This window comes from Neisseria sp. P0013.S005 (assembly GCF_051958425.1).
GTDB classification, from domain to species: domain Bacteria; phylum Pseudomonadota; class Gammaproteobacteria; order Burkholderiales; family Neisseriaceae; genus Neisseria; species Neisseria subflava.
On the sequence record NZ_JBQCVL010000001.1, the window covers coordinates 39,128 to 66,099 of the forward strand.

A 26,972-nucleotide genomic window follows, 5' to 3' on the forward strand; every position below is an offset into this window, starting at 1 on the left:
CAACTCCTGCGCTGTTACACCTTGCAAAGCCTTAATCTGCATAATTAAACGCACTTTAGGTCAAGCCAAAGAATCGGCCAGTTTTTGTGCCTGTGCGAAATCAATACTTCCCTCATAAATTGCGCGGCCGGTAATCACACCGCTCACACCCTCTTTTTCAACGGCACACAATGCGTGGATATCGTCCAAATTCGTCAAACCTCCGGAAGCGATAATCGGGGTATTCACTGATTGAGCCAATTTGACGGTAGCCTCGATATTCACGCCGCTCATCATGCCGTCGCGGCCGATATCGGTATAAATAATGCTGTTGACACCATCGTCTTCAAAACGCTTGGCCAAATCGACGACATGGTGTCCCGTTACCGTTGCCCAACCGTCTATCGCCACCATCCCATCTTTGGCATCCAAGCCGACAATAATCTGACCCGGAAATGCCTTACATGCTTCGCGCACAAATTCAGGATTTTTTACCGCGGCAGTACCGATAATCACATCGGTCAGACCCAAATCCAAATACTTTTCAATCGTGCCCAAATCACGGATACCGCCGCCAAGCTGTACCGGAATATCTTTAGCCACTGCGGCCAAAATTTCTTTAATCGCCGGAAAATTTTGAGGAACGCCTGCGAATGCGCCGTTCAAATCGACCAAATGCAAACGGCGTGCGCCCTGATTGCGCCAATGCAACGCCATCTCTGCCGGCGAGTCGGAAAACACCGTCGCCTGCTCCATCAAGCCTTGTTTTAAGCGAACACAGCGTCCTTCTTTCAAATCAATGGCAGGTATCAACAGCATTTTTTTCTCCTCTACTCAATTTCAGTATATTTTACACAAATTAGCGATTTTTAGTAGATTTATGTTAAAAGCCTCAAATCTGCCAATTTAAAAAATTACGCAGCAGCAGCAATCCTGCCTGATGGCTTTTTTCCGTATGGAACTGTGTGGCAAACACATTGTCCTTACCGACAATGCAGGCAAATTCATTCGGATATTCGCTAACGCCTAAAACAACCTCTTCATTTTTCGGTGCAAAATAATAGCTGTGAACAAAATAAAAATACTCGTTCTGCCCAATGTCTTGAAATAAAGGGTGCGGACGGGTTTGACGCACTGTATTCCAACCCATATGCGGTACTTTCAGACGGCCTCCCTGTGCATCGGTTTGATTGGGCAAAAACCGTTTTACTTGCCCTTCAAACCAACCCAAACCATCTGTATCGCCTTCTTCGCTGTGTTCAAACAATAATTGCGCACCTACGCAAATGCCAAAAAACGGCTTGTTTTTCAGGCCGTCTGAAACTGCCTCGCCCAAACCGCTTGCCTTCAGCGCCGACATACAATCCGGCATGGCACCCTGCCCCGGAAAGATAACCTTATCTGCCGCCATCACCTCTTCAGGCCGAGAAGTCAGATAAACTTCGGCATTTTGATTAGACAAAACCTGCGCCGCCTGAACAGATTTCAATACTGAATGCAGGTTTCCCATTCCATAATCGACAATCGCTACTTTCATTGCTTCTCCTCAGGCCGTCTGAAAACATTTAATGATTAATATAATAATAAGAATGATTGTAGCAAAAGATGGTTTAAAACAAAATATTGTTGATATACAAGACAAATAATAAAGACCGTCTGAAACCAATTAGGGTTTCAGACGGTCTTTATTCATTCACACGATGCCTTATTTTTCAGATGCGGCTTCCGCTTCTTCTTGAACAGATTCTTCGCTCAGCGTGCCTTTGGTAGAAGGCGTTTGACCCATCATGCGCGGATCGTATTCGACTGCCATGCGCAGGGCGCGGCCGAAGGCTTTGAAAACGGTCTCGGCTTGATGATGTGCATTACGGCCGCTCAAGTTATCGATGTGCAAGGTCATCATGCTATGGTTCACAAGGCCGTGGAAAAATTCTTCAAACAAATCGACATCAAAACGGCCGATCAGGGCGCGGGTAAAGTCGATGTTGTACACCAAGCCAGGGCGGCCAGAAAGGTCGATGACTACACGGCTCAACGCTTCATCCAGCGGAACATAGGCATGGCCATAACGAGTAATGCCGGCTTTATTGCCAAGCGCTTGTTTCAAGGCCTGACCCACCACGATACCGATGTCTTCAACCGTGTGATGGTCGTCAATGTGCAAATCGCCTTTGCAGGTAATATCCAAGTCAATCAAACCATGACGCGCTACTTGGGCAAGCATGTGTTCAAGGAAAGGAACGCCGGTATCCAAGCGGTATTTGCCGGTACCGTCAAGATTGAGGCTGACGGTAATTTGGGTTTCGCTGGTATTACGGGTAACGGTAACAAAACGGCCTTCGGTTGAAACACCAGCTTCGGCTGCTTCGACAGTTTGTTTTTCCAAACGCGCCGCTTCAACCGCTGCTGCTTTTTCTTGGTCTTTGCTGTGATCACGGTTCAACCAGCCTTTGCGTTTGTGCATGCCAGATTCCAACTTCGCAGCCAGGCTCGGACGAATGCCGCGAGCAGACTCATCGCCTGCTTGTTGTTCCAAACGGCGTTTGAGCTGAGACAAAGAGGCGGAGTTTTCATAACCGCATGCGCGTGCAAGCTTGGTTAATGAGCCGGCTTCTTCAACCAGTAACAGAAAATTGGTCAAATGCAATTGAGCTTTATTCATAATGGTAGTTTCCTTGGAATCAAAGATTAGGGTAAAGGTTTTTAATAACGGCCAAAACGGCATCATTTTGCGCTGCCGAGCCTATGGTTATGCGGACACACTGATCCAAAAGCGGATGACTGCCATGCAGTTTTTTAATCAGTATGCGGTTTTGCTTCAATGTTTCAAACAGCTCGTTCGCATCAGGGACACGAACGGTAATAAAGTTGGCTTCGCTCGGAAAAACTTGCAAACGGTTTAATTTCAGCAATTCATTCATCACGCGCGAACGCTCATTTTTTAATGTATCAATGTTTTGCTGAATGATTTGATGATGTTTCAATGAGAATTTTGCCGCCGCCAAGCTTAATTGATTCATATTATAAGGAGGAAGAATTTTAGCCAGTTCACCCATAATGCTTGGACTTGCCGCCGCATATCCCATCCGCAAGCCTGCAAAGCCGATTTTACTGATGGTGCGCATTACGACCAGATTTTCGACTTCGCCCGCCCACGGAAGGAAACTGTCATGATGAAACGCACCATATGCCTCATCGACAACCACAATGCCGGTAGCCGCGCGAATGATTGCCTCTACTTCTTCCCGCTTAAAGCACACACCAGTAGGGTTATTGGGATAGGCAATAAAAATTAATGATGGCTGATGTTGCTCGATAGCGGTCAAAACGGCAGGGAGATTTAAAGAAAAATCTGGATTTAAGGGAACGCCGACATATTCCATGCCATAAAGCGCGGCATTATGACGATACATAACGAAACTTGGCTCAATACCCAATACACGCGCATTTGGTTTGGCAACCAGCATAGTCAAAAATTGGATAAGCTCGTCGGAGCCGTTGCCTAACGCGATTTCCGCCTTATCGGGAATACCGAAAACCTCCCTCAATTCTTCATAAATACCGCTCTTGGCAGCATGAGGATACAAATGAATCGGTGCCTGCTTTGCCAAATCCGCCCATTCTGACAATAAAGATTCATACCCGGCGAAAGGATGATGCGGACACTCCATGGCGTCCAACTTAATAAAACCTTCCGGCAAATCGGCAACCTGATAGGCTGTCATTACTTTAATGTCATCACGGATAACATCAGCAACGCGATTCATGGTTTTCTATCCTCCTGAGATAAAGTGTTTATAATAGTAGCACAATCTTTACTAGATATATATATTGATAAGACTACAAAACAAGATAAAGTTTCATTCGTTTGAAGAAAAAACAATAAATCCTTTCTTCAGCATCTTTAAGCAATATTCTTGGCTTACCCTGCCTTTTTAGCGGTATAATTTTAAGTTTTCCAGTACGGCTTTACGCCCTCAATATTGTGAACAATACACGCTCCCCATTACCTTATCTTGCAACTTCCATAAGCCTTATCCTGCTGATTCTGCTTTCCTTGTCATGGGAATTGTGGATCGCACCATTGCGCGAAGGCGGCTCATGGCTGGCACTGAAAGCCCTGCCGCTGTGCCTGCCGTTGACCGGTATTTTGAAAAAACGCATCTACACTTATCAATACAGCTCCATGCTGATTCTGATTTACTTTGCCGAAGCCTGTATGCGCCTGGCTGACACAACCGTCGCCAGCCGGATTTGCGCCGCCGTTTCCGTATTATTGTGCATTGCCTTTTTCCTCGGCTGCCTTGCATTTATTAAACAACAAAAACACACATCAAAATGACCTACCACACACTTTCAGACGGCCTGACTGAATCTTCAGTGAAAACCTTTTGGCCTTTATGGCTCAGTTTTCTTTGGATTTGCGCCGTCCCTTTTCTCTCACTCTACCGAGTCGGCCCTCTGCCCAGCTTTTATTTGGAAGCCATCTCATTGAGCGGCTCATTGGTACTGACATTGATTAGCGCACACAAAGGCCTGCTGAATATCCGCCTTCCTGCACTCAGTATCGGCTTGTTTGCCATGGCCGCATTTTGGTCGCTCCAAGTGCGCCTCATGCATTCCATCTACCCCGGTATGAGCGACATCACCGCCTGGACCTTTGTCATTTTGGCACTGGGCGCATGGTCGGTGCGTGGCTGGATAGCAGCTTACGGACAGGAACGTGTCGTCAGCATCTTTGCTTGGTCTTTATTGATAGGTGCAACCATACAGGCTGCCATCGTTTGGTTGCAATTTAAAGGTTGGTCCAACGTAGAGTGGTTGAACGGCATCGTCGCCCGAAGCAACGGCACCGTAAACGGCCAACTCGGCCAGCGCAATCATTTGGGACATTATTTGATGTGGGGTATTTTAGCGGCATCCTATTTATGGACGGTGCGCAAAATGTCCAATGCAGCAGGTTTTCTGTTCGTATTGGCATTGACTGCGACCCTCGGCCTTGTCAACTCGCGCACCATCTTGGGCTACATTGTCGCCCTATTCCTGATTACGCCGTTATGGTTTTGGCGTACCCGTTTCCAACACAAACGCGCACTGTGCATTTTCCTTCTGACCGCCATCCTGGCTGCCGCTTTCCAATTCGGCATGGGCAGCCTGTTAGATTTGTTTGGCAACATCAAATACGAAACCGCTGTCGAACGCGCAGGCACCAGCGGTTTTGAAGGCTCCATGCGCCAAATCGAATGGAGCAAGGCATGGATTGCCTTTCAATCCGCACCTTGGTTCGGACATGGCTGGAACAGCTTTGCCCAGCAAACCTTCCTGATCAATGCCCAACAACAATACTTCCCCAACAATATTCTCGGCGTACTGTTTACCCATTCGCACAATATCGTCATGCAGTTATTGTCTGAAATGGGCATTGCCGGTACCTTGCTTGCAACCTTAACCCTGCTTGCAGCCGTATGGCGACTGTCGGGCCGCAACCAAACGCCGGCTTCCCTGTTTTTGCTGACCGCCGCCGCCGTCAGTCTCTGCCACAGCATGCTCGAATATCCGCTTTGGTATATTTATTTTCTCACCGTATTCAGCCTGATTCTGTCGCTGACACTTTCTTATCCAAAAGATGTTTCAGACGGCCCTTTATCTACCCGAATCAGACAGTGGGCAGGCGGTATAGCCGCTTTATCGATTTTAATCGGCATGGCAAACCTCAGCTGGGAATATCAAAATCTGACCCAATATAGCCGTGTAGGGAAAACCGACGATCCGCAAACAGTCCAAAACAAAATCGACGGTTTGCAGCAGCTTTCCAAAGAAAGCCCTATGCTTGCCTATTACGCCGATTTAAGTTTGAGCAAACGTGCAGACCCGACCGATGCCTACATCCGCCCGTGGGCAGAAGAAGCCGCACTCAAAGCCCTGACCTACCGCCCCTACTCCAGCGCCTATCAAGTCGGCCTCTACCTCTACCGACAAGGCAAGAAAGAAGAAGGTGCGCAATGGATGCAGGCAGTGCAATATTATTACCCCTATATGATGTATTTCTACGCCGATAAAATACGCAGCCATCCGGCATTCGCCCCCCTGCTGCCCAAACTTTTGTCCGATTGCAAAGATTTCATCAATGCACCGAAACACCAAACTGCCAAATCATGCGACAAACCCTAAACAAAATACACTCAATTGTCAGTTTGTCCTTACAGGCCGTCTGAAAATGTAAAGAGCGACAAGTTTCTATGCAAAAAAGCGCAAAAGCACAGAAAATTACGCTATCAACAAAAGCAGATTGCATGTTAAGATTGAATACAACTCTATTTTAATCGCCGCACCGCCTATTTAGTGCCACGGCGCATACAATCACGAAAAGGAAATTCCATGAGTCGCGTATTACTCGTAGATGACGATGCCCTCTTGACCGAATTACTGACCGAATACCTGACTGCCGAAGGCCTCAACGTCCACAGCGTTTCTGACGGCGAAGCCGGCGTTCAAGAAATTCTGACCGGACAATACGATGTCGTCGTATTAGACTCCATGATGCCTAAAATGAACGGTTTGGACGTTTTGAAAAACGTACGCACCCAAAGTACTGTACCCATCATCATGCTGACCGCAAAAGGTGACGACATCGACCGCATTATCGGTTTGGAAATGGGTGCGGACGATTATGTACCGAAACCATGCACACCGCGCGAACTCTTGGCGCGTATCAACGCCATCTTGCGCCGTGCGCAACACAGCAACGAACAAAACAACGCGCCTAACAGCATTTCTGTCAGCGACGTTGTCCTCTACCCTGCCAAACGCCAAGCCAGCATCAAAGACACTCCGCTTGAATTGACCAGCACCGAGTTCAATCTGCTCGAAGTTTTGATGCGCCACGCCGGACAAGTTGTCAGCAAAGAGACCCTGTCTATCGAGGCACTCGACCGCAAACTGGCTAAATTTGACCGCAGCATCGACGTACACATCTCCAGCATCCGCCACAAATTGGGCGATGCTTCCCTGATTCAAACTGTACGCGGCTTAGGCTACCTGTTTGTTAAAAATTAAAGATTAAACAGATCAATGAAACTGTTTCAACGCATCTTCGCCACATTTTGCGCAGTCATCGTCTGCGCAATCTTTGTGGCGAGTTTTTCATTTTGGCTGGTGCAAAACACCCTTGCTGAAAACCAATTCAACCAACGCCGCACCATCGAAACCACATTGATGAGCAGCATCGTTTCCGCCTTCAATTCACGCGGAGACAGCGGTGCGCGCGAAATTCTTTCTGAATGGAAAAACAATCCGGTTTCCAATGCCGTTTATGTCATTACCGGCGACGATAAAAAAGATATTTTAGGCCGAAACATCGACAGCCTCTCCATTGAGCGCGCCCGTATCTTTGCCATCAACAACCCCGAATCTGATTTGGCACACATCGAATACGACCGTTTCGGCGAAGAATACCTCTTCTTTATTAAAGGCTGGGACAATCATCAAGCCCAACGCCTCCCTAGCCCGCTCTTCATTCCCGGCTTGCCGCTTTCGCCTATTTGGCACGAATTTATCATTCTGTCTTTTATCATCGTTGTGGGGCTCTTGATGGCATACATCCTTGCCAACAACATTACCAAGCCTATTAAAATTTTGGGTGGCGGCATGGACAGAGTAGCCAACGGCGAACTCGAAACCCGTATTTCCCAACAAGTTGACGACCGTGACGACGAATTGTCCCACCTTGCCGTACAGTTTGACAAAATGGCCGAGAAACTGGAAAAACTTGTTGCCAAAGAGCGCCACTTGCTCCACCACGTTTCGCATGAAATGCGTTCGCCGCTGGCGCGTATGCAGGCGATTGTCGGCCTGATTCAATCTCAGCCGCAGAAACAAGAGCAATACCTCAAGCGCCTTGAAGGCGAACTGGTGCGCATGGATACTTTGGTCGGCGAATTGTTGACCCTCTCCCGCTTGGAAACTTCCAATATCCCTTTGGAAAAAGAAAACCTCAAACTCGTTCCTTTCCTGACTAACTTGATTGAGGACAACCAAAGCATTGCCCACCAAAACAACCAAAGCGTTACCCTGAGCATTGACCCAAAAATCCCCGAAAATGCCGTGGTCAGCGCCAACGAAGGCTATCTATACCGCGCCTTTGACAACGTAATCCGCAATGCCATCAATTACAGTCCGGAAGGCAGCACCATTCAAACCCATATCGGACAAGACGGCAAAAACTGGATTATCGATGTTACCGATAACGGGCCTGGCGTAGATGAAATGCAGCTTCCGCATATTTTCACTGCCTTTTATCGCGCCGACTCCAGCGCACACAAGCCCGGTACAGGTTTAGGGCTTGCCTTGACGCAGCACATTATGGAACAGCACTGCGGTAAAATCATTGCTGAGAATGTCAAACCCAACGGCCTGAGGATGCGTTTTATCCTTCCCAAAAAGAAAGCCGGAGACAAAAAAGAAGGCTAAAAATAAGGCCGTCTGAAACTTTTCAGACGGCCAAAAACACAAATAAGGAACCATCATGAGTGCAACCGTCCAAACCGGCTACTTCTTCATGCCTGAACACATCATCCTCGTCGGCGCCAGCGAACGTCCGCACAGCCTTGGCGAACGCATTTTCAGCCACCTGCTCGGTTCCTCATATCAAGGCAAAATTACCCCCGTCAATCTTCGACACAGCAGCGTCGCAGGCATTCCCTCCTACTCCAGCCTCAGCAAAATCCCGGGCCAAGCCGACTTGGTTGTTGCCGTTATCCCGCCCGACCATTACGACTCGCTGTTCAAAGCCTGCCGTAAAAAAGACCTGCGCCACATTATCCTGATTCAAGATTGGGAAAACCTGCCGCCCGAATCCTGTAAAAACGCCCGCTCCATCATTCAAAAACATCACGGCGACGAATTGAACATCAGCGTGTGCAACAGTGCAGGCATCCAACTTCCCTCGCTCAACCTCAACATCGGCACCCAAACCGACTATCCGGCCGGCCATATTGCTTTGCTGACCGGCCACAGCACCGTCAGCCGCAACATCAACCACCTGCTGAACACACTGCACCAAGGCGTATCACGCCACATCAGCCTCAACTATGATATAAGCCCCACCACATCCGCCGACTGGCTCAACCGCTTCGGCCACAACCGCCATACCAAAGTTGCCGTGATCCACTACAATCCGGCCGAAAACCAACGCGAGCTGTTCAGTGCCATCCGCCACTTTACACGCCACACCCCGCTTATCCTGTTGTCCACACACTACACCGACGACACCGACAAAGCCATCCTGCGCAGCCTCAGCCGCCATTGCAATTTCCAACCAGTATTCAATACCTCCGAACTGGAAGCAGCCCTAAAAGCCCACCTATCCGGCATTCCCGTCATTACCAACCCTACCATTCTGTCCGACACGCCGATAGAATGGCTGCGCACGACCGCCGATGCCTGCGAATTGACCCTTGACCTCCCAACTGATGTACCATCCGTCCGACAAGGCTGCATCGGCAGCAACCCCACGCCTGCACGCATCCACCGCTTGGCACTCGAACAATTACAAAATCCGCATACTCAAGCCCTGCTTGGCATTATTTCGCCAGATACGCCGGATGCGTACAGCATTCATCAAACTCTGGATAATTTGGCACAAAAAACCAGCAAGCCCATTCTCGTCAGCTATCGTTTTTCAGACGGCCTGACTCGGTTTAACACGCCGGAAGAAGCCTTGCTGACACTTTATTTCCGCAATCAAACAGCCTATTTGCGACAAGTGCAAAATACCCCTGCTCCAGCCAAAACAGGCCGTCTGAAAACACCTAAAAGCAAAAGTATCGATAAAGCCATTGCATCCGGCCAAACCGAACTGATGGCAGAAGCCCTATACCTGCCTCCGTGCCAAACCCAAAAACACAATGCCATCCAGTTCCGGTTCAGCCGTCATGCCATTTACGGCACCATCCTTACCGCCCATTACAACGGCAAAACCGAAGCCGCATTACCTCCCTTTACCACGCTCGATATCCAGCGTTTAAGCCAGTTTGCAGAACTCGACAATACTTCTGTTCTCAATCAATTCCTGCATTCCCTAAACACGCTTATCCACAATAACCAGCATATCGGCGACATTATCCTCAACTACAACGGCAGCCAGTACAGCAGTACCATCATTCCCGAAATCGTGGAAAAACCAGCCGCACCAACAACCAAAATCCCCAAAAAAGCCGTCCAAACCTTGGAACAGGCCGCAGCCAAAATGCAAAGTGCCGCCGCCTACCTCCAACAAAAAAATCCAGCCGCAGCCGAATTCCTACGCAACACCGGCGAAGCCGCGTCCGAACTGCTGCACCCTAAAACCGAAACGCCCAAAATACAAAACGTACTCGCACCCTATCCGAGCCAAACCGATACCTTTACCCTGCCCGATGGCAACACACTGCACATCCGTGCACTAGAGCCTGAAGATGCCGAAGCCAAACAAAAATTTGTCCGCCAATTACCAGCGGCCGACCGCTATACGCGCTTCATGACCCATACCAACGAGTTGCCGCTGCCCACACTCGCACGACTGACCCGTCCCGATTTCCATACCGAATGCGCATGGGCAGCCTTCACTTCAGACGGCCGTATCGTCGCAGTCAGCCGCTACAGCCGCATCAATCGCAATGAGTGCGAGTTCGGCATTACTTTGGCACCTGAAGCACGCAGAACCGGCTTGGCCGGCAAAATGATGAACCTGATTATCCAAACTGCCACACAGCAAGGTTACCAAACCATGAATGCGGAAATCCTCAAAGAAAACACATCAATGCTCAAACTCGCTGAAAAATCAGGATTTACCGTCACCCCATCGGAAACCGACCGCTGCCTGTATCAAGCCAGCCTCGATTTGAACGAATGGCAAAACAGCAACAAAAACAAATAAAAACTTGCATAACCCGTGTGAAATATCCTAAAATTAGCGGTTTCTATATATCCGCATTTTTCAAAAGGACTCAAAATGGTAGTTATCCGTTTGGCTCGCGGCGGCTCAAAACACCGCCCTTTCTTCAACGTAGTCGTAACCGACTCTCGCAACCGTCGTGACGGCCGCTTCATCGAGCGCGTAGGTTTCTACAACCCCGTTGCCAACGAAAAACAAGAACGCGTACGTTTCGACGCAGACCGCATCAACCACTGGGTTGCTCAAGGCGCGAAAGTTAGCGACGCAGTTGCCAAACTGATTAAAGAGCAAAAAATCGCTGCTTAATCAGCCGAAACGACCATGACAGACACTCAAAAACGGGTAGCCATGGGCTACATCAAAGGCATATTCGGCATTAAAGGCTGGCTTAAAATTGCCGCCAATACCGAATATACCGACAGCCTGCTGGACTACCCCGAGTGGCAGTTGTGCAAGGATGGCAAAACCCTGAATGTTGTGCTTGAGGCAGGTAAAATTGTCAATGGCGAACTTCAGGTCAAATTTGAAGGTATAGACGATCGCGATCAAGCATTTACCTTGCGTGGCTATACCATCGAAATCCCCAGAGAGTCATTCGCCCCTACTGAGGAAGACGAATACTACTGGGCAGATTTAGTCGGCATGACCGTCATCAATAAAGAAAACATCGTCCTCGGCAAAGTCAGCAACCTGATGGAAACCGGTGCAAATGATGTTTTGATGATTAAAGGCGAACACGGACAAATCCTGATTCCCTTTGTCTCCAACTATATCGAATCTGTCGATACCGACAGCAAAACCATTATTGCCGACTGGGGTTTGGACTACTGATGCTGATTCAAGCCATCACCATTTTCCCGGAGATGTTCGACAGCATTGTCGAATATGGCGTTACAGGCAGAGCAAGAAAACAAAATCTTTGGCAGTTTCAAGCCACCAATCCCCGAAAATTTGCCGATAACAAACTTGGCTATATCGATGATCGCCCCTTCGGAGGTGGTCCGGGAATGATTATGATGGCGCCGCCGCTTCAAGCGGCAATTGAAGAAGCCAAAGCGAACTCGCAAAAACCTGCCAAAGTAATTTATCTCAGTCCGCAAGGTCAGCCGCTGACACATAAAAAAGCTGCAGAACTTGCCGAACTGCCTCATCTTGTTCTTCTATGCGGACGCTATGAAGGCATAGATGAAAGACTGCTGCAAAGCAGTGTAGACGAAGAAATCAGCATTGGTGACTTTGTCGTCTCGGGTGGCGAATTACCCGCCATGATGTTGATGGATGCCGTCTTAAGATTGGTTCCGGGTGTGTTGGGCGATATACAGTCAGCCGAACAAGACTCGTTTTCAGACGGCCTTTTAGACTGTCCTCATTACACCAAACCCGTAGAATTCCAAGGCATGATGGTTCCCGAAGTCTTACGCTCAGGAAATCATGGCTTGATTGCCGAGTGGCGATTGAAACAATCGCTGCGACGCACTTTAGAGCGCCGGCCTGATTTATTGGAAAAGCGCAGTTTAATCCCAAAGGAATCCCGCCTCTTAAAAGAAATCTTGCAAGAGCAACAGGAAATCCAATCATAACTTAGGAAAAACAAATGAACTTGATTCAACAATTAGAGCAAGAAGAAATCGCTCGCTTGAACAAAGAAATCCCTGAATTCGCTCCAGGCGACACCGTTGTCGTATCTGTACGCGTAGTTGAGGGTTCTCGCAGCCGTCTGCAAGCATACGAAGGTGTTGTTATCGCTCGCCGCAACCGTGGCCTGAACAGCAACTTCATCGTTCGCAAAATCTCTAGCGGCGAAGGTGTAGAACGTACTTTCCAACTGTACTCTCCTACCGTAGAAAAAATCGAAGTTAAACGCCGTGGTGACGTACGTCGTGCCAAACTGTACTACTTGCGCGGCCTGACCGGTAAAGCAGCTCGCATTAAAGAAAAATTGCCTGCTCGCAAAGGTTAATAGCTTTCATCAAAAACCCACTTCATTGAAGTGGGTTTTTTGTTTTTATACAAAAACTCCTCGTCTTTCTTACACAACCCTGCAAGCCAACCATCATCTCCATTTCACATATAAACTTAAACAGAATCGTAACCCCCCTACCTCTTTTAACCTTTATACAAAAGGCCGTCTGAAACAAAAGATTCAGACGGCCTTTAATCACATCGGGCGGTTATTTAAACCATCTTGCCAATGCCGGGATACGCGACAACAACAGTGTATCCAAAATCCAAATAACAGCGATTGCAGCAATGGCTGTCGGGAAAATCACAGCCAAAATCAGAAGTGGCACAGCCATTGCCCACCATACCGGCAATTTGATTTTCTGTGCAGGAGGAACCAAACCACGTGCTTCCGAAGGACGGCGTTTCCACCACATTACACAGCCGCTGACGCAGATGAAAATAACCGCCAGGCAGAACAAGACGTTCGCCAACACGCTCCACCAGCCCAGCGTCCCCATGTGCAGCGCGATGCTGGCCGCCATGAATTTGCCGAAGAAGTTGTAATCGTCGAAACGGATGTCGGCCAGGATTTTGCCGCTGTATTGGTCGATGTGCACCGTGCGGTCGGCGGTCGGGCTGACCATGTCGTAGCTCATCGAATCCTGCGACAGCGTCCACACGCCCGTTTCGCCTTTGGGCAGGTTGAGTTGGTAGCGGCCTTTGAAACCGATTTCGCGGGCAAAGCGGTCAACCGTCTCCAAAGTCATCGGCTCACTTGGATTAATACCGTTTTCACCCATTGTCGTACCGGAAACCGGCATAGGCGTCAACTCCAAAATCCATGGCACTTCTTTAGATTTACCGTCATTCAGCACATCACCATGGGTTGGCACGGAAGATACCGGATTAGGCTCCACACCCCATTTACCGGCAGGAAATTGACTCCACGCCTGAACCACTTTACCGCCCCAAATTCCCGCCCAAGCAATACCTGACAGACAGAACAGCAACAAAATCAAAGAAACCCAAGTGCCAAATGCTCCGTGCATGCTACGCCACCATGTGCGTCCTTTGCCTGCTTTCGGCACAAGCATGGATTTCAGGCTGCGCTGTTTCGCCCACCACAAATAAATCCCCGTGATTATCATCAGGATGGTCAGCGACGCGGTAGTTTCCAGCAGATAGTCACCCACCGGGCCGAACATCATATCGCCGTGGATTTCGTCCATCGTGTGATACCAGCCTTGACCGCGCGGCATCGTATTCACAACTTTTGCCGTATAGGGATCAACGGCAACCATAGTAGCTTTATCATCATTGTTCACGCGGAATACGGCAACCATATCATCTGCGCGCGGCGCAATATATTGCACTACAGAAGCAGTTTCCGGATTCACAAACTGTCTGGCGGCCTCAGCCTGAGCCGACAAAGGCTGCACCACTGCCTGCGGCGTAATATGTATGCGTTCGCCTTCTTTACCGGTGATATTGGCGAATAGCAGCATTCCCAACCCTGTAACAGCCAGCAGGGTTAAAAACGGCGCAACCAAAAGCCCGGCATAAAAATGCCATCGCCAAACAGTTAAATAACGGCGGTTAGCCTGTTGTTCATTTTGGGAAGTTGGTTTTGTTTCCATATTTTCTCTTCATATAGTTAAAGTAGACTAATTATTACGAATTAGCAACAGGTATTTTAATCAAAAACATTCATTTAAGAAACCGTTTTTCCAATGCAGCTTTGAAATACTTCAATATTTAGTTTTCAGGCCGTCTGAAAAAACAAAATAGACAGAAAACAACACTTTACTGAAAATCCGTTTTAATCATTGCGGTTTCGGCAGAATTTGGTAGAATACAGACATTACTTATTTATTCATCAAGCCGCCAAGCTTTGGCGGCTTGTGTTTTTATTTCCAATCCGGCTACCGCGCGTGGCCGGATAAAATTTTAAAAGCATTATCATGCTTTCATGGAGAACTCAATGCAAAAAATCCCTTTGACCGTCCGTGGTGCAGAATTGTTGAAACAAGAACTTCAACACCTCAAAAGCGTAGCACGCCCAGAAGTCATCGAAGCCATCGCCGAAGCACGTTCGCACGGCGACTTGTCTGAAAACGCAGAATACGAAGCCGCCAAAGAGCGTCAAGGCTTTATCGAAGGTCGCATCGCCGAGTTGGAACACAAACTCTCTATGGCGCACATCATCAACCCTGCCGAAATCCATGCAGAAGGTAAAATCGTGTTCGGCACAACTGTAACACTGGAAGATTTGGAAACTGAAGAACAAGTTACCTACCAAATCGTCGGTGAAGATGAGGCAGACATCAAAGAACGCAAAATCTACGTTGGCTCCCCCATTGCCCGCGCCTTAATCGGCAAAGAAGAAGGCGACGTTGCAGAAGTTCAAGCACCCGGCGGCGTACGTGAATATGACATCATTGCCGTACAATATATCTAAATAAACAAAAGGCCGTCTGAAAACATTTCCAGACGGCCTTTTGTTGTACCTAAAAACACCATAATAGAAAAAGTGAAATATTCTCAGGAGAAACATAATGAATCTACTGTACAAAATTATCCAAACCGCCGCCGCCATGTGGCTCGGTATGCAACTGACCGCAGGCTATGTTACCGCCCCAATCCTGTTCCGCCTTCTGCCTAAAATGCAGGCGGGAGAAATTGCCGGCATTTTGTTTGCCATTACAGCACTATGTGGCTTAGTTATTTTTGGCGCAGCCTATGCCTTTTTCAGACGGCAACTGGCCTCACTTTCTTGGTGGATATTGGTCCTTTGGTTACTCTTAGCCTGCAACCATCTTTTGGTTACACCGGTTATCGAGGCACACAAGTATGGTCTGGATAACTGGCTGCTGTCCCTAGTAGGCGGAACATTCGGCGTTTGGCACGGCTTATCCAATATCATCTTTTTGATTTGTACGATACTGGCAGCCATCTGCGTATGGAAATGGCCCAAGCCAAACTAATCCGTCTTAATAAAAGGCCGTCTGAAAATAAATTTTTCAGACGGCCTTTTATTTTGAATCATAAATTCCCCGACTCTTCAAATATAAACTATAAAAAAATGCCCTGCATATTGCAGGGCATTTTTCACAAACCGATTAAGGTTTAGCGTAACCGTGAACGCCATTGTAAGGAGCTGGGATCCAACCTTCATCAGTAGCAGGCAATTCGCCTTGACCTTCGATAGTTTGGCCTGGAGCAACTTGACGAGTAACAACGCTGCGGATTTTAACATCAACGCGACGGTCAGGTTCGATACAAGCGATAAGGGCAGCACGTTTCTTAGCTTTAGAAACTTTTTTACCCAGTTTAGCAACTTCAGCTTCACAAGTAGCAGTCATTTGAGCTTGAGATTCGCCCAGACCTACTGCAGAGATTTTGCTAGAAGCAACGCCACGGCCTACCAAGTAGTTAGCAACTACGTTAGCACGACGCTCAGACAGAGCTTGGTTGTATTCTTCAGAACCCATGAAGTCAGTGTGACCTTCAACACGTACAGTTTGTACGCTTTCGTTGCTCAGGCGTTGAGCCAAAGCGTCCAGTTTTTCTTGAGCTTCAGGACGCAGGTTATCTTTGTCGAAGCCGAACAGAGTTTTAGTAGACAGGGAAACAGTCTCGTCAACATACTCAGGAGCTTGTTGTACGGGAGCAACTGCTTCACGATCACCACATTCGACACGACCTTGGGTCTCTTTGTCAAAATAGCTGGTTTTCCAGCATTCGCCATAGTTGTTGCGGACAACTTCTTGAGATTGGCTGCTTACGACGTAGCCGTGTTTGGTGTGCGCTTCGCTGGCCATAGCGGTGCCGGAGGCAACCAAGGCAACGAACAGTGCGCTTAATTTCAGCTGTTTGGTCATTTTATTCCCTCATTAAATTGTTATGCGGCGGACTAGGAAAGCAACCGCTGCAAAGTACCAATATACAGGCCGCAGTATCAAAACAGCGACAAATCGGATATATCAGGTTGCACTATAAAGAAGCGCAAGGCAAACTGTCAATACTCGATGCCTTCAAACAATCATGAAGTGCCTGCTTCCTAGTAGTTAATCATGCCGAAAAATCAATCTTGTGTCATTAATTTAGGGCAAAATCAGACAATTCATCCACCTTAAGTTGTACAAAAACAACAAAACCCCTTTCCCTCTTCTTTCCTGAATTTCCCGTTTTCATATCGTTAAAAGATATTTCCATTAAAAACAACCGTTTTCAAAACTCGGGGCAAAACTGGGCAAAATATGTTAAATTACATGCCGTTTGTCGCACAAAATCCACATTAACAACGTATCCGGTACTGCTACCATGAAACTGCAACAATTACGTTATGCCCTTGAGGTTTACCGACACAATCTGAATGTCTCAGAAGCCGCCGATGCGCTTTTCACATCCCAGCCCGGCATTTCCAAACAAATCCGCCTGCTTGAAGAAGAATTGGGTATTCAAATTTTTATCCGCAGCGGCAAACGTGTGGTTTCCGTTTCGCAACCGGGCAAAGCCGTATTAGAGATTTCGGAACGGATTTTGCGTGATGTACAAAACATTAAAAATATCGGCAGCGAATTTACCGATCATGACAGCGGCTCCCTGACCATCGCGACAACGCATACCCAGGCGCGTTATGCTTTGCCAAAAATCGTTGCGGAGTTTGTCAAAAACTACCCTAAAGTCAATTTGACCATCAAACAAGGCAGCCCTTCTGCCATTGCGCAAATGGTCAGCAGCGGCGAAGCGGATTTGGCAATTATTACCGAACGCATTGACGATCACCCCGAGTTGGGCAAACTACCCTGCTATGAATGGAACCATGCCGTCATTGTTCCGCACGACCACCCTCTTTTGGACTGCCGCAATCCTTTAAGCCTTGAAGATTTGGCTTTATTTCCGCTGGTTACTTACGAATTTGCTTTTAATTCCGGCAGCAGCATCGCGCGTACATTTAATAAAGCGCATATTGAGCAACCTGATGTTGCCTTATCAGCTGCCGATACGGATGTATTGAAGACGTATGTCCGCTTAGGCTTGGGCGTTGGTTTGATGGCCAAAATGGCGTACGATCCCGTTGTCGATCAAGATTTACAGCTTATTGATGCGGCACACTTATTTGAACCGTCGCCCACTTGGATAGCCTTACGCACTGATACCTACCTGCGTGGTTACGCGTATGACTTTATCCAGATATTTGCACCGAAACTGACCAGAGAAGTAGTCGACCGCATTCTGTACACGCCGGTTGTTGAAGATTTTTCAATTTGATATCTGACTATCACTTTCGTAACTTAACAATTATTCTTTAATTCTTGTTAAAAAGGCCGTCTGAAATATTTCAGACGGCCTAAGATTCAGATAGCGTGCGAACAACCGGAAACCATTTTCTTCAAGGTTGTCGCATCTAAGATTTTGATGTGCTTATGTTCAACCGAAATCAAGCCTTCATGATGGAATTTAGACAAGGTGCGGCTGACTGTTTCCAGTTTCAGCCCCAAATAGCTGCCGATTTCCTCACGCGACATCCGCAGGATAAAATCATTGGCGGCGAATCCTCGTGAATAGAGACGCTGAGACAGGTTGAGTAAGAATGCTGCCAATCGCTCTTCAGCGCGCATATTGCCCAAAAGCAGCATAACGCCCTGATCTCGGACAATTTCGCGGCTCATCAAGCGGAAAAAGTGAGAACGAAGGCTAGGAATATCCTGACCGAGTTCTTCAATATGTGTAAACGGAAGCTCGCATACCTCGCTGTCTTCCAAAGCCACAGCATCACAGCTGTGAATATGGGAACAAATCCCATCCATACCGATCAGCTCGCCCGACATAAAAAAGCCGGTTACCTGATCTCGTCCATCTTGGCTGGCGACTGTTGTCTTAAAGAAGCCCGCACGGATGGCAAACAAAGAGGTAAACGGCTCACCGGCACGGAACAGGTATTCACCTTTTTTCAGACGGCGGCTTTGACGAATAACCGCGTCCAATTGTGAAAATTCGTTAGGCATCAGTCCGACAGGCAAACACAGCTCGCGTAAAGAACATGTGGAACACAAGGTTTTCATTTGATGTGTTGCATTGTGTGTAGCCATAACGCACCCTTAATCTGCATAGTTCTATAAATCCCTGATGAAGCCGAACAACTATTGACCCAAGTCAAAGTCGGCATATCATTATCAGGCATTCTACCAAACTATCGAAATTTTGACTAAAATTTTCCCTAATTTCCCTACTTTATACTACAAGCCCAACCATGAAAATCATCCCCATCTCAAATAACACCAACACAAACAACGAATTACCAGAATTCGATCGTGAATTGATTGCCAGTTTGCCATCAAGCGGTCCCCGTTATACATCCTACCCGACTGCCGACCGCTTCCATGAAGGCTTTAAAGAAGCCGAATATATCCAAGCTTTAAGCCTGCGCAATACGGGAGCGCTCAACAAACCCCTTTCGCTCTACATCCACATCCCCTTCTGCAATACCATCTGCTACTACTGCGGCTGCAACAAAATCATTACCAAAGACAAAAGCCGTGCCGATGCCTATATCCAGTATCTGGAAAAAGAAATGGAATTGCTGGCACCGCATTTGGGCGGAAGACACCAGCTCGCGCAGCTGCACTTCGGCGGCGGTACGCCCACATTCCTGAGCGACGACCAACTCGAGCGCGTCTTCGACATGATTCGTAAATACTTCCAGCTGATTCCCAACGGCGAATACTCCATCGAAATCGACCCGCGCAAAGTCAGCCGCGAAACCGTCCTCAAATTGGGCAAACTCGGTTTCAACCGCATGAGTGTCGGTATTCAAGACTTTGACCCTAAAGTGCAGGAAGCCGTCAACCGCATTCAAAGTTATGAAGAAACCAAAGAAGTAATTGATGCCGCACGCGAAGCCGGGTTTAAATCGGTCAGCGTCGATTTGATTTACGGCCTGCCGCACCAAAACACAGAAAGCATCAAAACCACCATCGACACGGTCTTGTCCCTCGATCCCGACCGCCTTGCCCTTTACCACTACGCCCACCTGCCGCATATCTTCAAACCGCAACGCCGTATCGACACCAATGTCGTACCCGGCAGCGAAGAAAAACTCGATATGCTGCAATATTGCGTTCAAACCCTGACCGAGCGCGGCTATGTCTTCATCGGTATGGACCACTTTGCCAAACCTGACGACGAACTCTCCATCGCCCTCAAAGAAGGCTTTCTGCAACGCAACTTCCAAGGCTACTCGACCTATGCCGACTGCGACTTGGTGGCAATCGGCGTATCCTCTATCGGCAAAATCGGCAGCACCTACTCCCAAAACGAGCGCGACATCGATGCCTATTACGCCGCACTTGATGCCGGACATCTGCCGATTATGCGCGGCTACCAGCTCAATCAAGACGATATTCTGCGCCGCAACATCATTCAGGATTTAATGTGCCGTTTCTCACTTGATTATCAAATTTACGAAAGCGTGTTCGGTATTCCGTTTAGCCGCTATTTTGCAGCCGAACTGGAAGATATGAAGCAACTGGAAACCCTCGGCTTGGTTCGTCTCAAACCACACAGTCTGACCGTTACGCCGAAGGGCCGTTTCCTGATCCGCAACATCGCCATGGTGTTCGACTACCATCTGCGCCATAAAGAAACCAAAGCCAAATACTCGCAAACCGTATAAATAGGAATAGAAAAGGTCGTCTGAAAATTTTCAGATGACCTTTGTTTTTATTTTCAATACTTTCGGGTAACATAAAACCATATTTCCCGCTTTATCAGGATTCAAAGTTAATTTGTATAGGCGCGTATCCTATGATTACCGAGCAGCAAAACGATATCCTCAGCATCAATCAAGTGCAGCTTCTCCTTGCTGAAAAACGCACGGCACTTGCTATCATGCGTACGGGCATTGCCGTTTTCGCACTCCCTTTGTCTATTTTCAGTGCGCTGATTGCGACATCGAAATGGTACGAAGCCGTTGATGTTTGGCCTTTGCTCGCACTGGTCAGTCTGATGAACATCAGTTTGATTATTTTCTCGGTCTATCTGATTACCCGCTCGCTCCGTAGAATGCATCAATACGACCGAATGATTGCCGATATCAAATACAACAATCAGTCTTTGCGTAAACTGATTAAGTCATAAAGTGCAAATAGTTGGAGCTGGGCATAAGGTCGTCTGAAAATCAAAATATAGAGGAACTCCAGATTTGTATTAAAACATGATTCTGCCAAACATACCGTAATTGTTCTTGGAGACCTTACTGTACACTTTGCTCCTCCTATTTGAATCGATACGATACCATGGCAGTAATTGGGTTTAAAATGAACAACTCAATTGAATATTGGTAGAAATCCTACCGGATACACTTGCTATGTTTAGACGAAAGCGAAAGCAGTCTGAAATTTCGGTTTGTCCGGTCTCTTATCTCAAACGCTTTTAAAATATGGAACAACCCGATTTTTTCCCCATCCCCAGCCCCTGCATCGGCGTTTGCGAAGCCAATGCCAAAGGCTATTGCAAAGGCTGTCTGCGCAGCCGAGAAGAGCGCTTGTACTGGCTCCAGATGACCGACAGCCAAAAGCACCAAGTCATGCACCTTCTATCCCTCAGGAAGGCCAAAATCCGCAACCGCAAAATGGAAAAAACCGAAACGGGCGAACATCCTGTTCAAAACCTGCTCGATTTCTAAATTCCCCTTACCTACCGCACACCACAATAAGGAAAAACATGAAAAAACTACTCGCCTGCCTGCTTGTTCCATTGACCGCCCTTGCCTTGGGTGCCTGCAAACCCGCCGCAACTTCATCCGACAACAAACCCGCCGAACTTAACTGGCAGCAGCCTAAACTGACCAGCAATGTTTGGAAAATCAGCAAAGAAGGCCAACCCAATTCCTACCTGCTCGGCACCATCCACATGGGGCAAACCAATCAAACCTTGTCTTCCGATGCAGTCAAACTATTGCAATCCACCGACCAACTGACCACAGAAGTTGACCCACTGCCGGACAGCAGTCCGGAAACGAAAAAAATGTATCAAAAATACTTCAAGGAAGTCATGAGTACCGAACCGCTCAGTCGCAAGCTTGGCAAAACAGATTTCCGTCTTTTACAAGAAATCTATTCACAAAATGAAGAAAGCCGACCCATCGCCCAAATTGCCGACAAACTCCATCCGTGGGCGGCATTCATTTTTGCCGGCAGTACATTTCCCAAAGGGTATAGCTCAGAAACCGGTGCAGATATGTTGCTGACCAACGCGGCCGCCGACATCAATAAGCCGCGTGGTTCATTAGAAAGCTTGGACGATGTTACCGCGATCTTCAAAGCCCAGCCTGAAAAAACCATGCTCAACTTTCTGAAAGCCAGTATTAAAACCAATAAAGAAGAAACCGAAGATATCAAAAAACTCCATCAAGCCTATTCAGACGGCCGCTTTGAAGAACTCATCCCACTTTTGGAAGAAACCGAACAACGCACCCTCAAACTTGTTGATACCAAATACGCCAAAGCCATGTCCGATTGGCTGAAAAACGACCTCCTGATTCGGCGTAACTTGGCATGGCTGCCTGAAATCCGCAAGCAATCCGCCAAACAAAGCACCCTCTTTGCCGTCGGTATTGCCCATTTACCCAGCGAAAAAGGCTTAATCGAACTATTGCGTCAAGAAGGCTATCAAGTAACGCCCGAACCCAAAGTCCTGATTTGGCAATAAACTCCAATCAAACGACAAGGCCGTCTGAAAGTCTTTCTTTCAGACGGCCTTTATTTAATCTCTATTAAATGAAGCAGTAAGCAATGTTGAGCGTAACAATCAATCGCCCAATGCCGCTACCATCACCGCTTTAATCGTATGCATCCGGTTTTCTGCCTGATCAAACACAATGCTGGCTTCGCTTTCAAAGACTTCTTCCGTTACTTCCACACCATTCAGGCCGAATGTCTCATAAATCCATTCGCCGACTTTGGTTTCGCGATTATGGAAAGCAGGCAGACAGTGCATAAACTTGACTTGCAGATTTTCCGCCGCCGCCATCAGCTCAGGCGTAACGCGGTAACCTTTCAGCAAATCAATACGTTCCTGCCAAGCCTCTTTAGGCTCGCCCATACTGACCCACACATCGGTATGGATAAAATCCACGCCTTTCACGGCTTCCTGCACATTCTCCGTCAACAGAATCCGTCCGCCGGTCTCTTTGGCAACAGCCTGCACCGTCTCGATAATGTTTTCAGACGGCCACAAACTTTTCGGCGCACCGATACGCACGTCCATGCCCAATTTCGCAGCCAACACCAGCAACGAATTGGCCATGTTGTAACGCGCATCTCCGACGTAGGCAAACGCAATTTGGTTCAAAGGCTTGTCGCTATGTTCGCGCATCGTCAGCGCATCGGCGAGCATTTGAGTCGGGTGAAACTCGTTGGTCAAACCATTGAACACAGGCACGCCTGCATACTTGGCCAGCTCTTCCACTACATCCTGTCCAAAACCGCGATATTCGATACCGTCAAACATCCGCCCTAAAACACGCGCCGTATCCTTAATGCTTTCCTTATGCCCGATTTGGCTGGCAGAAGGTTCCAGATAAGTTACCCCTGCGCCTTGGTCGCGTGCGGCCACTTCAAACGCGCAACGGGTGCGGGTCGATGTTTTCTCGAAAATCAGGGCGATGTTTTTTCCCTTCATACGCTGCACCTCGCGCCCTGCTTTTTTAGCGGCTTTCAATTCGGCGGCAAGGTCGAGATAGGTGGTGATTTCTTCAGGCGTAAAATCCAAAAGTTTTAAAAAATGGCGGTTTTTCAGGTTCATATTCGTATTTCTCCTTTGCATTAACCGTTTATCAGCATTAAAGCCTTTGCTCCATCAATGTTTTCAACGGCTCCATACCCAATTTTTCATAAAAGCCTAATGCACCGCCGTTGGCATTGGCAACGTATAAGGTCAGGCTGTTGCAACCCGACGAACGGGCGAAATCGACGACATAACGATAAAGTTTTTCGCCGATTTTCTTGCCGCGCTGCGAAGCGTCCACGCACAAATCGTCGATAAACAAAACCTTGCGTTCATGCAGCGACGGTACGCCCGAGGTCGCCTGAAAAAAGCAAATGGCGTATGCCTGCACCATTCGGGCTTCATCTTCGTAAACAAAAACGACCTTGCCTTCATCGGCAATCAGTGCGGCAATTTCTTCATCCGAATATTTTCGACCGCCCTTTTTGTACAAATCGGGACGCAAATCGGCATGTACGTCGTGTACCTGATACAGTAATTCGCCGATTCGTGCCATATCGGCTGCAACCGTTTTTCTAATAGCCATATTTCGTTCCTTTTACAATCGTAGGTCAGGCATTTATGCCCAACCTCCCCCTCTTCAAAACAAGGCCGTCTGAACTTCGCCTCGCTCCAACGCAAGCAACGATTGTTTGCGGTTCAAACCGCCTGCGTAGCCGGTCAGTTTACCGTCGCTGCCGATGACACGGTGGCAGGGAATCAAGATAGACACCTTATTCTGTCCGTTTGCAGCGGCAACGGCGCGAATGGCTTTGGGATTACCCAACTGCTGCGCCTGCTCCTTGTAGCTGCGCGTTTCGCCGTAAGGAATGGTCAGCAGCGCATTCCACACCTGCTGCTGAAAAGCTGTACCTATCGTTTCCAAAGGTGTCACAAAAACTTTCAGACGGCCTTGAAAGTATAAATCCAATTCTTGACGCAAAAGTTGCGTTTGCTCATTTTCTTGGAAAATAAACTGCCCGCGTAAAGCTTTTTGGACAGCCATGATTTCCTGTCCCATATGTTTCTGCCCGACAAATTCCAGCAGACACAAACCCTTACTGCCGAACACCGCCAACATCTCGCCCAACGGCGTAGCAACCACGACCGCAGTCAGTTCGTTCGGACTATCCGGATAACGCGTTTCCAACAGTCGGATGGCTCGGCGGATACGGACATATTCTTCAGGCGCGCAACCGATACAGTCAATAAAATCCTGCTCGAACTGCTTGGCTTCGTGTTCAGTAAGACGCTCGTGCAGCAAGGCTTCGAGGTCGGCAGAAAAGTCGGTTTCCAACTGCTCGCGGATTTCATTCCACTTTGATGGAAGATCGTTTAAAGAAGGCAGTGTAATCATATTTTGCCTTGTCCAATTATCGATAACTTAAGAGAAAACAAAAAGAACAAAAGAATCGTATCGCCCTATCGTTTTTCAAAGCCTACTACGGCCTTTTCACTTCAACAGGCGTTTCAACATATCTTCATACACTGCCGACAGCTTCGGAATATCTTCCAAACGTACGTTTTCGTTGATTTGGTGGATGGTCGCGTTGGACGGGCCTAACTCGATGAGTTCTTTGGCAATGGCTTTGATGAAGCGTCCGTCCGAAGTACCGCCGGTAGTGGACAATTCGGCCTCAATGCCACAAATCTCGGCAATGGCTTCGCGTGCCACATCGGTCAATTTTCCTGCCTGAGTCAGGAAAGGTTGGCCTGAGCAAGACCACTGCAAATCGTATTGCACGCCGTGTTTGTCCAAAATGGAGTGAACGCGTTGTTTCAACCCTTCTTCGGTGGACTCGGTAGAGAAACGGAAATTGAATTTGACGTTCAGCTCGCCCGGAATCACATTGGTCGCACCTGTGCCGCCGTTGATATTGGAAATTTGGAAACTGGTCGGTGGGAAGTATTCGTTGCCCTCGTCCCAGACTTCTTGTGTCAGCTCTAACAAGGCCGGGGCAAAAGTATGCACGGGATTGATCGCCAAATGCGGATAGGCAATATGGCCTTGCTTGCCTTTGACGGTCAGATTGCCCGACAGCGAGCCACGGCGGCCGTTTTTCAACATATCGCCTAATTTATCCACGGCAGTCGGTTCACCGACGATACAGTAATCAATCAACTCGCCGCGCGCTTTCAACACATCGACGACTTTGGTCGTACCGTCCAGCGCATCACCCTCTTCGTCCGAAGTAATCAGGAGCGCGATGCTGCCTTGATGATTGGGATTTTCGGCAACGAATCGCTCGCAGGCGGTAACAAAACAGGCAATGCTGGTTTTCATATCCGCCGCGCCGCGGCCATACAGACGGCCTTCACGCTCGGTCGGTTCAAACGGTGGCGAATCCCATTTTTCAACAGGGCCTGTCGGCACGACGTCGGTATGTCCGGCAAAGCAGAACACCGGAGCCTGAGTACCGCGGCGCAACCAAACGTTTTTGGTGTCGCCAAAATGAAGCTCTTCGACGGCAAAACCGATTTTCTGCAGGCGTTCGACCAGCAGTTGTTGGCAGTTTTGGTCATCCGGCGTCACGGACGGGCGGGAAATCAGCTCTTTGGCAAGCTCTAGGGATTGGGTTTCGGTCATATTTGATCACTTTGAGAAACAGGCCGTCTGAAACGTTCTGAATATGATTTTCAGACGGCCTTGAGTTTATTTGAAGATACTGAATAGGCAGTCTGCCTTTCGGTATTCTGAGTTATTTTCCATGACAAGCTTCGTAAAGCGGCAGTAAGTCTTCCACTGTTTCCACTATCCATTTCACGACATCCTGCTTGCCCAAATCATCACGTTCGATATGTTTCCCGATACAGAAGAAATCTTTGTCGTCTCGAAGCTTTCTATCGCCGTCGCTTTGTTGGGCGACGGTGCGATAGTCGTCATATTCGCTTTCCGCACCGTGCCACATATCGAATGAAGCGTATTTTTCGGTATCAAAATTATCCAGCCAGCGGTTGTAATCAGGCAGCGCAATGGGGGAAACATCGGCTTTATAGCAATGCCAGTCCAAGCTGACACTCAAACGGCGGCGATTCAGCAAAATCGATAAAATCGCTGCGGAATTTTTATATTGTTCGTATTTGAAATAGGCAAAGAAATGAGCGCGCACCTGCCAGCCGTTACACCAGCGTTCGATATGCGGCGGCGCAAACGGTGCACCCAATTCGGCGGCAACCTGCTGGATTAGCTGCTGCCATACCTGCCAGTTTTCTTTATAGTCTGCCTTGATTTGCGGAATACTTTCAGGCTGGTATTTTTTAAGCTGGGAAAACTGGAAAAAAGGGATATTGAACAAATCACAACTTTTTGGGGTCAGCATAGTGTATTCCTTGAGACGATTGTTTC

General features: G+C 48.0%; 28 protein-coding genes. 16 read left to right on the top strand and 12 right to left on the bottom strand.

The features are described from left to right. Positions 1 to 60: 60 nt before the first annotated feature. From hisA to hisC, 4 genes are all read right to left on the bottom strand, one after another. Complete coding sequence (gene hisA, locus ACTHTA_RS00200; protein ID WP_308887866.1) at positions 61 to 798, bottom strand: 1-(5-phosphoribosyl)-5-[(5-phosphoribosylamino)methylideneamino]imidazole-4-carboxamide isomerase; 738 nt, start codon at positions 796 to 798, stop codon at positions 61 to 63. Between the two features lie 73 nt (positions 799 to 871). Continuing rightward, on the bottom strand, positions 872 to 1,516 hold the full coding sequence (gene hisH, locus ACTHTA_RS00205) for an imidazole glycerol phosphate synthase subunit HisH (RefSeq protein ID WP_440364305.1): 645 nt from the start codon (positions 1,514 to 1,516) through the stop codon (positions 872 to 874). 168 nt (positions 1,517 to 1,684) lie between these two features. Then, positions 1,685 to 2,641, bottom strand: a complete 957-nt coding sequence (gene hisB / locus ACTHTA_RS00210) for an imidazoleglycerol-phosphate dehydratase HisB (RefSeq protein WP_440362843.1) — start codon at positions 2,639 to 2,641, stop codon at positions 1,685 to 1,687. A 19-nt stretch (positions 2,642 to 2,660) separates the two neighbouring features. Beyond that, on the bottom strand, positions 2,661 to 3,746 hold the full coding sequence (gene hisC, locus ACTHTA_RS00215) for a histidinol-phosphate transaminase (RefSeq protein WP_440362842.1): 1,086 nt from the start codon (positions 3,744 to 3,746) through the stop codon (positions 2,661 to 2,663). A gap of 218 nt (positions 3,747 to 3,964) precedes the next feature. Here hisC and ACTHTA_RS00220 point away from each other — a divergent pair, with 218 nt between their 5' ends. The 9 genes from ACTHTA_RS00220 to rplS all read left to right on the top strand — a co-directional run bounded on the left by ACTHTA_RS00220 (position 3,965) and on the right by rplS (position 12,872). Further along, a complete protein-coding gene (locus tag ACTHTA_RS00220) occupies positions 3,965 to 4,321 on the top strand; it encodes a DUF2069 domain-containing protein (RefSeq protein ID WP_070632531.1) in 357 nt (118 codons plus the stop codon). Next, positions 4,318 to 6,150 (top strand): Wzy polymerase domain-containing protein, encoded by a 1,833-nt coding sequence (locus tag ACTHTA_RS00225; RefSeq protein ID WP_440364306.1) that lies wholly within the window; start codon positions 4,318 to 4,320, stop codon positions 6,148 to 6,150. The genes ACTHTA_RS00220 and ACTHTA_RS00225 overlap by 4 nt, the downstream gene beginning before the upstream one ends. A gap of 207 nt (positions 6,151 to 6,357) precedes the next feature. Beyond that, a complete protein-coding gene (gene misR, locus ACTHTA_RS00230) occupies positions 6,358 to 7,035 on the top strand; it encodes a two-component system response regulator MisR (RefSeq protein WP_049329527.1) in 678 nt (225 codons plus the stop codon). Positions 7,036 to 7,050: 15 nt separating this feature from the next. Beyond that, a complete protein-coding gene (locus tag ACTHTA_RS00235) occupies positions 7,051 to 8,448 on the top strand; it encodes a HAMP domain-containing sensor histidine kinase (protein WP_308887857.1) in 1,398 nt (465 codons plus the stop codon). Between the two features lie 55 nt (positions 8,449 to 8,503). After that, positions 8,504 to 10,894, top strand: coding sequence for a bifunctional acetate--CoA ligase family protein/GNAT family N-acetyltransferase (locus ACTHTA_RS00240; RefSeq protein ID WP_308887856.1), 2,391 nt, complete (start codon positions 8,504 to 8,506; stop codon positions 10,892 to 10,894). 75 nt (positions 10,895 to 10,969) lie between these two features. Then, the gene (gene rpsP, locus ACTHTA_RS00245; RefSeq protein WP_003684452.1) at positions 10,970 to 11,218 is read left to right on the top strand and encodes a 30S ribosomal protein S16; all 249 of its coding nucleotides are present in this window, start codon (positions 10,970 to 10,972) and stop codon (positions 11,216 to 11,218) included. A gap of 15 nt (positions 11,219 to 11,233) precedes the next feature. Further along, entirely contained in the window at positions 11,234 to 11,743 is a 510-nt protein-coding gene (rimM, locus tag ACTHTA_RS00250; RefSeq protein WP_440364307.1) for a ribosome maturation factor RimM, read from the top strand. Then, the gene (trmD, locus tag ACTHTA_RS00255) at positions 11,743 to 12,492 is read left to right on the top strand and encodes a tRNA (guanosine(37)-N1)-methyltransferase TrmD (protein WP_308887852.1); all 750 of its coding nucleotides are present in this window, start codon (positions 11,743 to 11,745) and stop codon (positions 12,490 to 12,492) included. Before rimM ends, trmD begins: the two co-directional genes overlap by 1 nt. A 14-nt stretch (positions 12,493 to 12,506) precedes the next feature. Beyond that, on the top strand, positions 12,507 to 12,872 hold the full coding sequence (gene rplS / locus ACTHTA_RS00260) for a 50S ribosomal protein L19 (RefSeq protein WP_003679470.1): 366 nt from the start codon (positions 12,507 to 12,509) through the stop codon (positions 12,870 to 12,872). A 211-nt stretch (positions 12,873 to 13,083) separates the two neighbouring features. Here rplS and ACTHTA_RS00265 read toward each other — a convergent pair whose 3' ends face one another. Next, the gene (locus ACTHTA_RS00265; protein ID WP_308887851.1) at positions 13,084 to 14,493 is read right to left on the bottom strand and encodes a PepSY-associated TM helix domain-containing protein; all 1,410 of its coding nucleotides are present in this window, start codon (positions 14,491 to 14,493) and stop codon (positions 13,084 to 13,086) included. Between the two features lie 344 nt (positions 14,494 to 14,837). Between ACTHTA_RS00265 and greA the strand changes: the two genes are divergently transcribed. Together greA and ACTHTA_RS00275 are read left to right on the top strand one after the other, a co-directional pair. Next, a complete protein-coding gene (greA, locus tag ACTHTA_RS00270; protein ID WP_003684304.1) occupies positions 14,838 to 15,314 on the top strand; it encodes a transcription elongation factor GreA in 477 nt (158 codons plus the stop codon). Positions 15,315 to 15,411: 97 nt separating this feature from the next. Further along, positions 15,412 to 15,840, top strand: coding sequence for a DUF4149 domain-containing protein (locus ACTHTA_RS00275; protein ID WP_250590574.1), 429 nt, complete (start codon positions 15,412 to 15,414; stop codon positions 15,838 to 15,840). A 135-nt stretch (positions 15,841 to 15,975) separates the two neighbouring features. On the opposite strand, the gene ACTHTA_RS00280 is transcribed toward ACTHTA_RS00275, so the two are convergent. Continuing rightward, complete coding sequence (locus tag ACTHTA_RS00280) at positions 15,976 to 16,737, bottom strand: OmpA family protein (protein WP_070749355.1); 762 nt, start codon at positions 16,735 to 16,737, stop codon at positions 15,976 to 15,978. 442 nt (positions 16,738 to 17,179) lie between these two features. On the opposite strand from ACTHTA_RS00280, the gene ACTHTA_RS00285 reads away from it, so the two are divergent. Next, positions 17,180 to 18,130, top strand: coding sequence for a CysB family HTH-type transcriptional regulator (locus ACTHTA_RS00285; protein ID WP_308887849.1), 951 nt, complete (start codon positions 17,180 to 17,182; stop codon positions 18,128 to 18,130). An 86-nt stretch (positions 18,131 to 18,216) separates the two neighbouring features. On the opposite strand, the gene fnr is transcribed toward ACTHTA_RS00285, so the two are convergent. Continuing rightward, positions 18,217 to 18,951: a fumarate/nitrate reduction transcriptional regulator Fnr gene (fnr, locus tag ACTHTA_RS00290; protein WP_039862092.1), complete on the bottom strand. Its 735-nt coding sequence runs from the start codon at positions 18,949 to 18,951 to the stop codon at positions 18,217 to 18,219. A gap of 161 nt (positions 18,952 to 19,112) precedes the next feature. Between fnr and hemN the strand changes: the two genes are divergently transcribed. From hemN to ACTHTA_RS00310, 4 genes are all read left to right on the top strand, one after another. Beyond that, positions 19,113 to 20,534 (top strand): oxygen-independent coproporphyrinogen III oxidase, encoded by a 1,422-nt coding sequence (gene hemN / locus ACTHTA_RS00295; RefSeq protein ID WP_070591642.1) that lies wholly within the window; start codon positions 19,113 to 19,115, stop codon positions 20,532 to 20,534. Positions 20,535 to 20,665: 131 nt separating this feature from the next. Continuing rightward, positions 20,666 to 20,998, top strand: coding sequence for a hypothetical protein (locus tag ACTHTA_RS00300; RefSeq protein WP_049329518.1), 333 nt, complete (start codon positions 20,666 to 20,668; stop codon positions 20,996 to 20,998). A gap of 301 nt (positions 20,999 to 21,299) precedes the next feature. Continuing rightward, the gene (locus ACTHTA_RS00305; RefSeq protein WP_004519627.1) at positions 21,300 to 21,545 is read left to right on the top strand and encodes a DUF1289 domain-containing protein; all 246 of its coding nucleotides are present in this window, start codon (positions 21,300 to 21,302) and stop codon (positions 21,543 to 21,545) included. A gap of 38 nt (positions 21,546 to 21,583) precedes the next feature. Next, entirely contained in the window at positions 21,584 to 22,570 is a 987-nt protein-coding gene (locus tag ACTHTA_RS00310; protein ID WP_313971483.1) for a TraB/GumN family protein, read from the top strand. Positions 22,571 to 22,669: 99 nt separating this feature from the next. Here ACTHTA_RS00310 and argF read toward each other — a convergent pair whose 3' ends face one another. From argF to ACTHTA_RS00335, 5 genes are all read right to left on the bottom strand, one after another. Continuing rightward, positions 22,670 to 23,665 carry an ornithine carbamoyltransferase gene (gene argF, locus ACTHTA_RS00315; protein ID WP_308887210.1) on the bottom strand — a complete coding sequence of 332 codons (996 nt, stop codon included), beginning with the start codon at positions 23,663 to 23,665 and terminating at the stop codon, positions 22,670 to 22,672. 37 nt (positions 23,666 to 23,702) lie between these two features. Continuing rightward, complete coding sequence (locus tag ACTHTA_RS00320; RefSeq protein WP_308887209.1) at positions 23,703 to 24,173, bottom strand: GNAT family N-acetyltransferase; 471 nt, start codon at positions 24,171 to 24,173, stop codon at positions 23,703 to 23,705. 54 nt (positions 24,174 to 24,227) lie between these two features. After that, positions 24,228 to 24,983 (bottom strand): methylated-DNA--[protein]-cysteine S-methyltransferase, encoded by a 756-nt coding sequence (locus ACTHTA_RS00325; protein ID WP_440364134.1) that lies wholly within the window; start codon positions 24,981 to 24,983, stop codon positions 24,228 to 24,230. A 96-nt stretch (positions 24,984 to 25,079) separates the two neighbouring features. Further along, positions 25,080 to 26,213 carry a succinyl-diaminopimelate desuccinylase gene (gene dapE, locus ACTHTA_RS00330; RefSeq protein ID WP_308887207.1) on the bottom strand — a complete coding sequence of 378 codons (1,134 nt, stop codon included), beginning with the start codon at positions 26,211 to 26,213 and terminating at the stop codon, positions 25,080 to 25,082. A gap of 112 nt (positions 26,214 to 26,325) precedes the next feature. After that, a complete protein-coding gene (locus ACTHTA_RS00335; RefSeq protein WP_063075616.1) occupies positions 26,326 to 26,946 on the bottom strand; it encodes a glucose-6-phosphate 1-dehydrogenase family protein in 621 nt (206 codons plus the stop codon). Positions 26,947 to 26,972: the final 26 nt, after the last annotated feature.

Coding starts and splice junctions, on each gene's coding strand:
- hisA (WP_308887866.1), bottom strand. CDS start 798: ATGCTGTTGATACCTGCCATTGATTTGAAAGAAGGACGCTGTGTTCGC.
- hisH (WP_440364305.1), bottom strand. CDS start 1,516: ATGAAAGTAGCGATTGTCGATTATGGAATGGGAAACCTGCATTCAGTA.
- hisB (WP_440362843.1), bottom strand. CDS start 2,641: ATGAATAAAGCTCAATTGCATTTGACCAATTTTCTGTTACTGGTTGAA.
- hisC (WP_440362842.1), bottom strand. CDS start 3,746: ATGAATCGCGTTGCTGATGTTATCCGTGATGACATTAAAGTAATGACA.
- ACTHTA_RS00225 (WP_440364306.1), top strand. CDS start 4,318: ATGACCTACCACACACTTTCAGACGGCCTGACTGAATCTTCAGTGAAA.
- misR (WP_049329527.1), top strand. CDS start 6,358: ATGAGTCGCGTATTACTCGTAGATGACGATGCCCTCTTGACCGAATTA.
- ACTHTA_RS00235 (WP_308887857.1), top strand. CDS start 7,051: ATGAAACTGTTTCAACGCATCTTCGCCACATTTTGCGCAGTCATCGTC.
- ACTHTA_RS00240 (WP_308887856.1), top strand. CDS start 8,504: ATGAGTGCAACCGTCCAAACCGGCTACTTCTTCATGCCTGAACACATC.
- rpsP (WP_003684452.1), top strand. CDS start 10,970: ATGGTAGTTATCCGTTTGGCTCGCGGCGGCTCAAAACACCGCCCTTTC.
- rimM (WP_440364307.1), top strand. CDS start 11,234: ATGACAGACACTCAAAAACGGGTAGCCATGGGCTACATCAAAGGCATA.
- trmD (WP_308887852.1), top strand. CDS start 11,743: ATGCTGATTCAAGCCATCACCATTTTCCCGGAGATGTTCGACAGCATT.
- rplS (WP_003679470.1), top strand. CDS start 12,507: ATGAACTTGATTCAACAATTAGAGCAAGAAGAAATCGCTCGCTTGAAC.
- ACTHTA_RS00265 (WP_308887851.1), bottom strand. CDS start 14,493: ATGGAAACAAAACCAACTTCCCAAAATGAACAACAGGCTAACCGCCGT.
- greA (WP_003684304.1), top strand. CDS start 14,838: ATGCAAAAAATCCCTTTGACCGTCCGTGGTGCAGAATTGTTGAAACAA.
- ACTHTA_RS00275 (WP_250590574.1), top strand. CDS start 15,412: ATGAATCTACTGTACAAAATTATCCAAACCGCCGCCGCCATGTGGCTC.
- ACTHTA_RS00280 (WP_070749355.1), bottom strand. CDS start 16,737: ATGACCAAACAGCTGAAATTAAGCGCACTGTTCGTTGCCTTGGTTGCC.
- ACTHTA_RS00285 (WP_308887849.1), top strand. CDS start 17,180: ATGAAACTGCAACAATTACGTTATGCCCTTGAGGTTTACCGACACAAT.
- fnr (WP_039862092.1), bottom strand. CDS start 18,951: ATGGCTACACACAATGCAACACATCAAATGAAAACCTTGTGTTCCACA.
- hemN (WP_070591642.1), top strand. CDS start 19,113: ATGAAAATCATCCCCATCTCAAATAACACCAACACAAACAACGAATTA.
- ACTHTA_RS00300 (WP_049329518.1), top strand. CDS start 20,666: ATGATTACCGAGCAGCAAAACGATATCCTCAGCATCAATCAAGTGCAG.
- ACTHTA_RS00305 (WP_004519627.1), top strand. CDS start 21,300: ATGGAACAACCCGATTTTTTCCCCATCCCCAGCCCCTGCATCGGCGTT.
- ACTHTA_RS00310 (WP_313971483.1), top strand. CDS start 21,584: ATGAAAAAACTACTCGCCTGCCTGCTTGTTCCATTGACCGCCCTTGCC.
- argF (WP_308887210.1), bottom strand. CDS start 23,665: ATGAACCTGAAAAACCGCCATTTTTTAAAACTTTTGGATTTTACGCCT.
- ACTHTA_RS00320 (WP_308887209.1), bottom strand. CDS start 24,173: ATGGCTATTAGAAAAACGGTTGCAGCCGATATGGCACGAATCGGCGAA.
- ACTHTA_RS00325 (WP_440364134.1), bottom strand. CDS start 24,983: ATGATTACACTGCCTTCTTTAAACGATCTTCCATCAAAGTGGAATGAA.
- dapE (WP_308887207.1), bottom strand. CDS start 26,213: ATGACCGAAACCCAATCCCTAGAGCTTGCCAAAGAGCTGATTTCCCGC.
- ACTHTA_RS00335 (WP_063075616.1), bottom strand. CDS start 26,946: ATGCTGACCCCAAAAAGTTGTGATTTGTTCAATATCCCTTTTTTCCAG.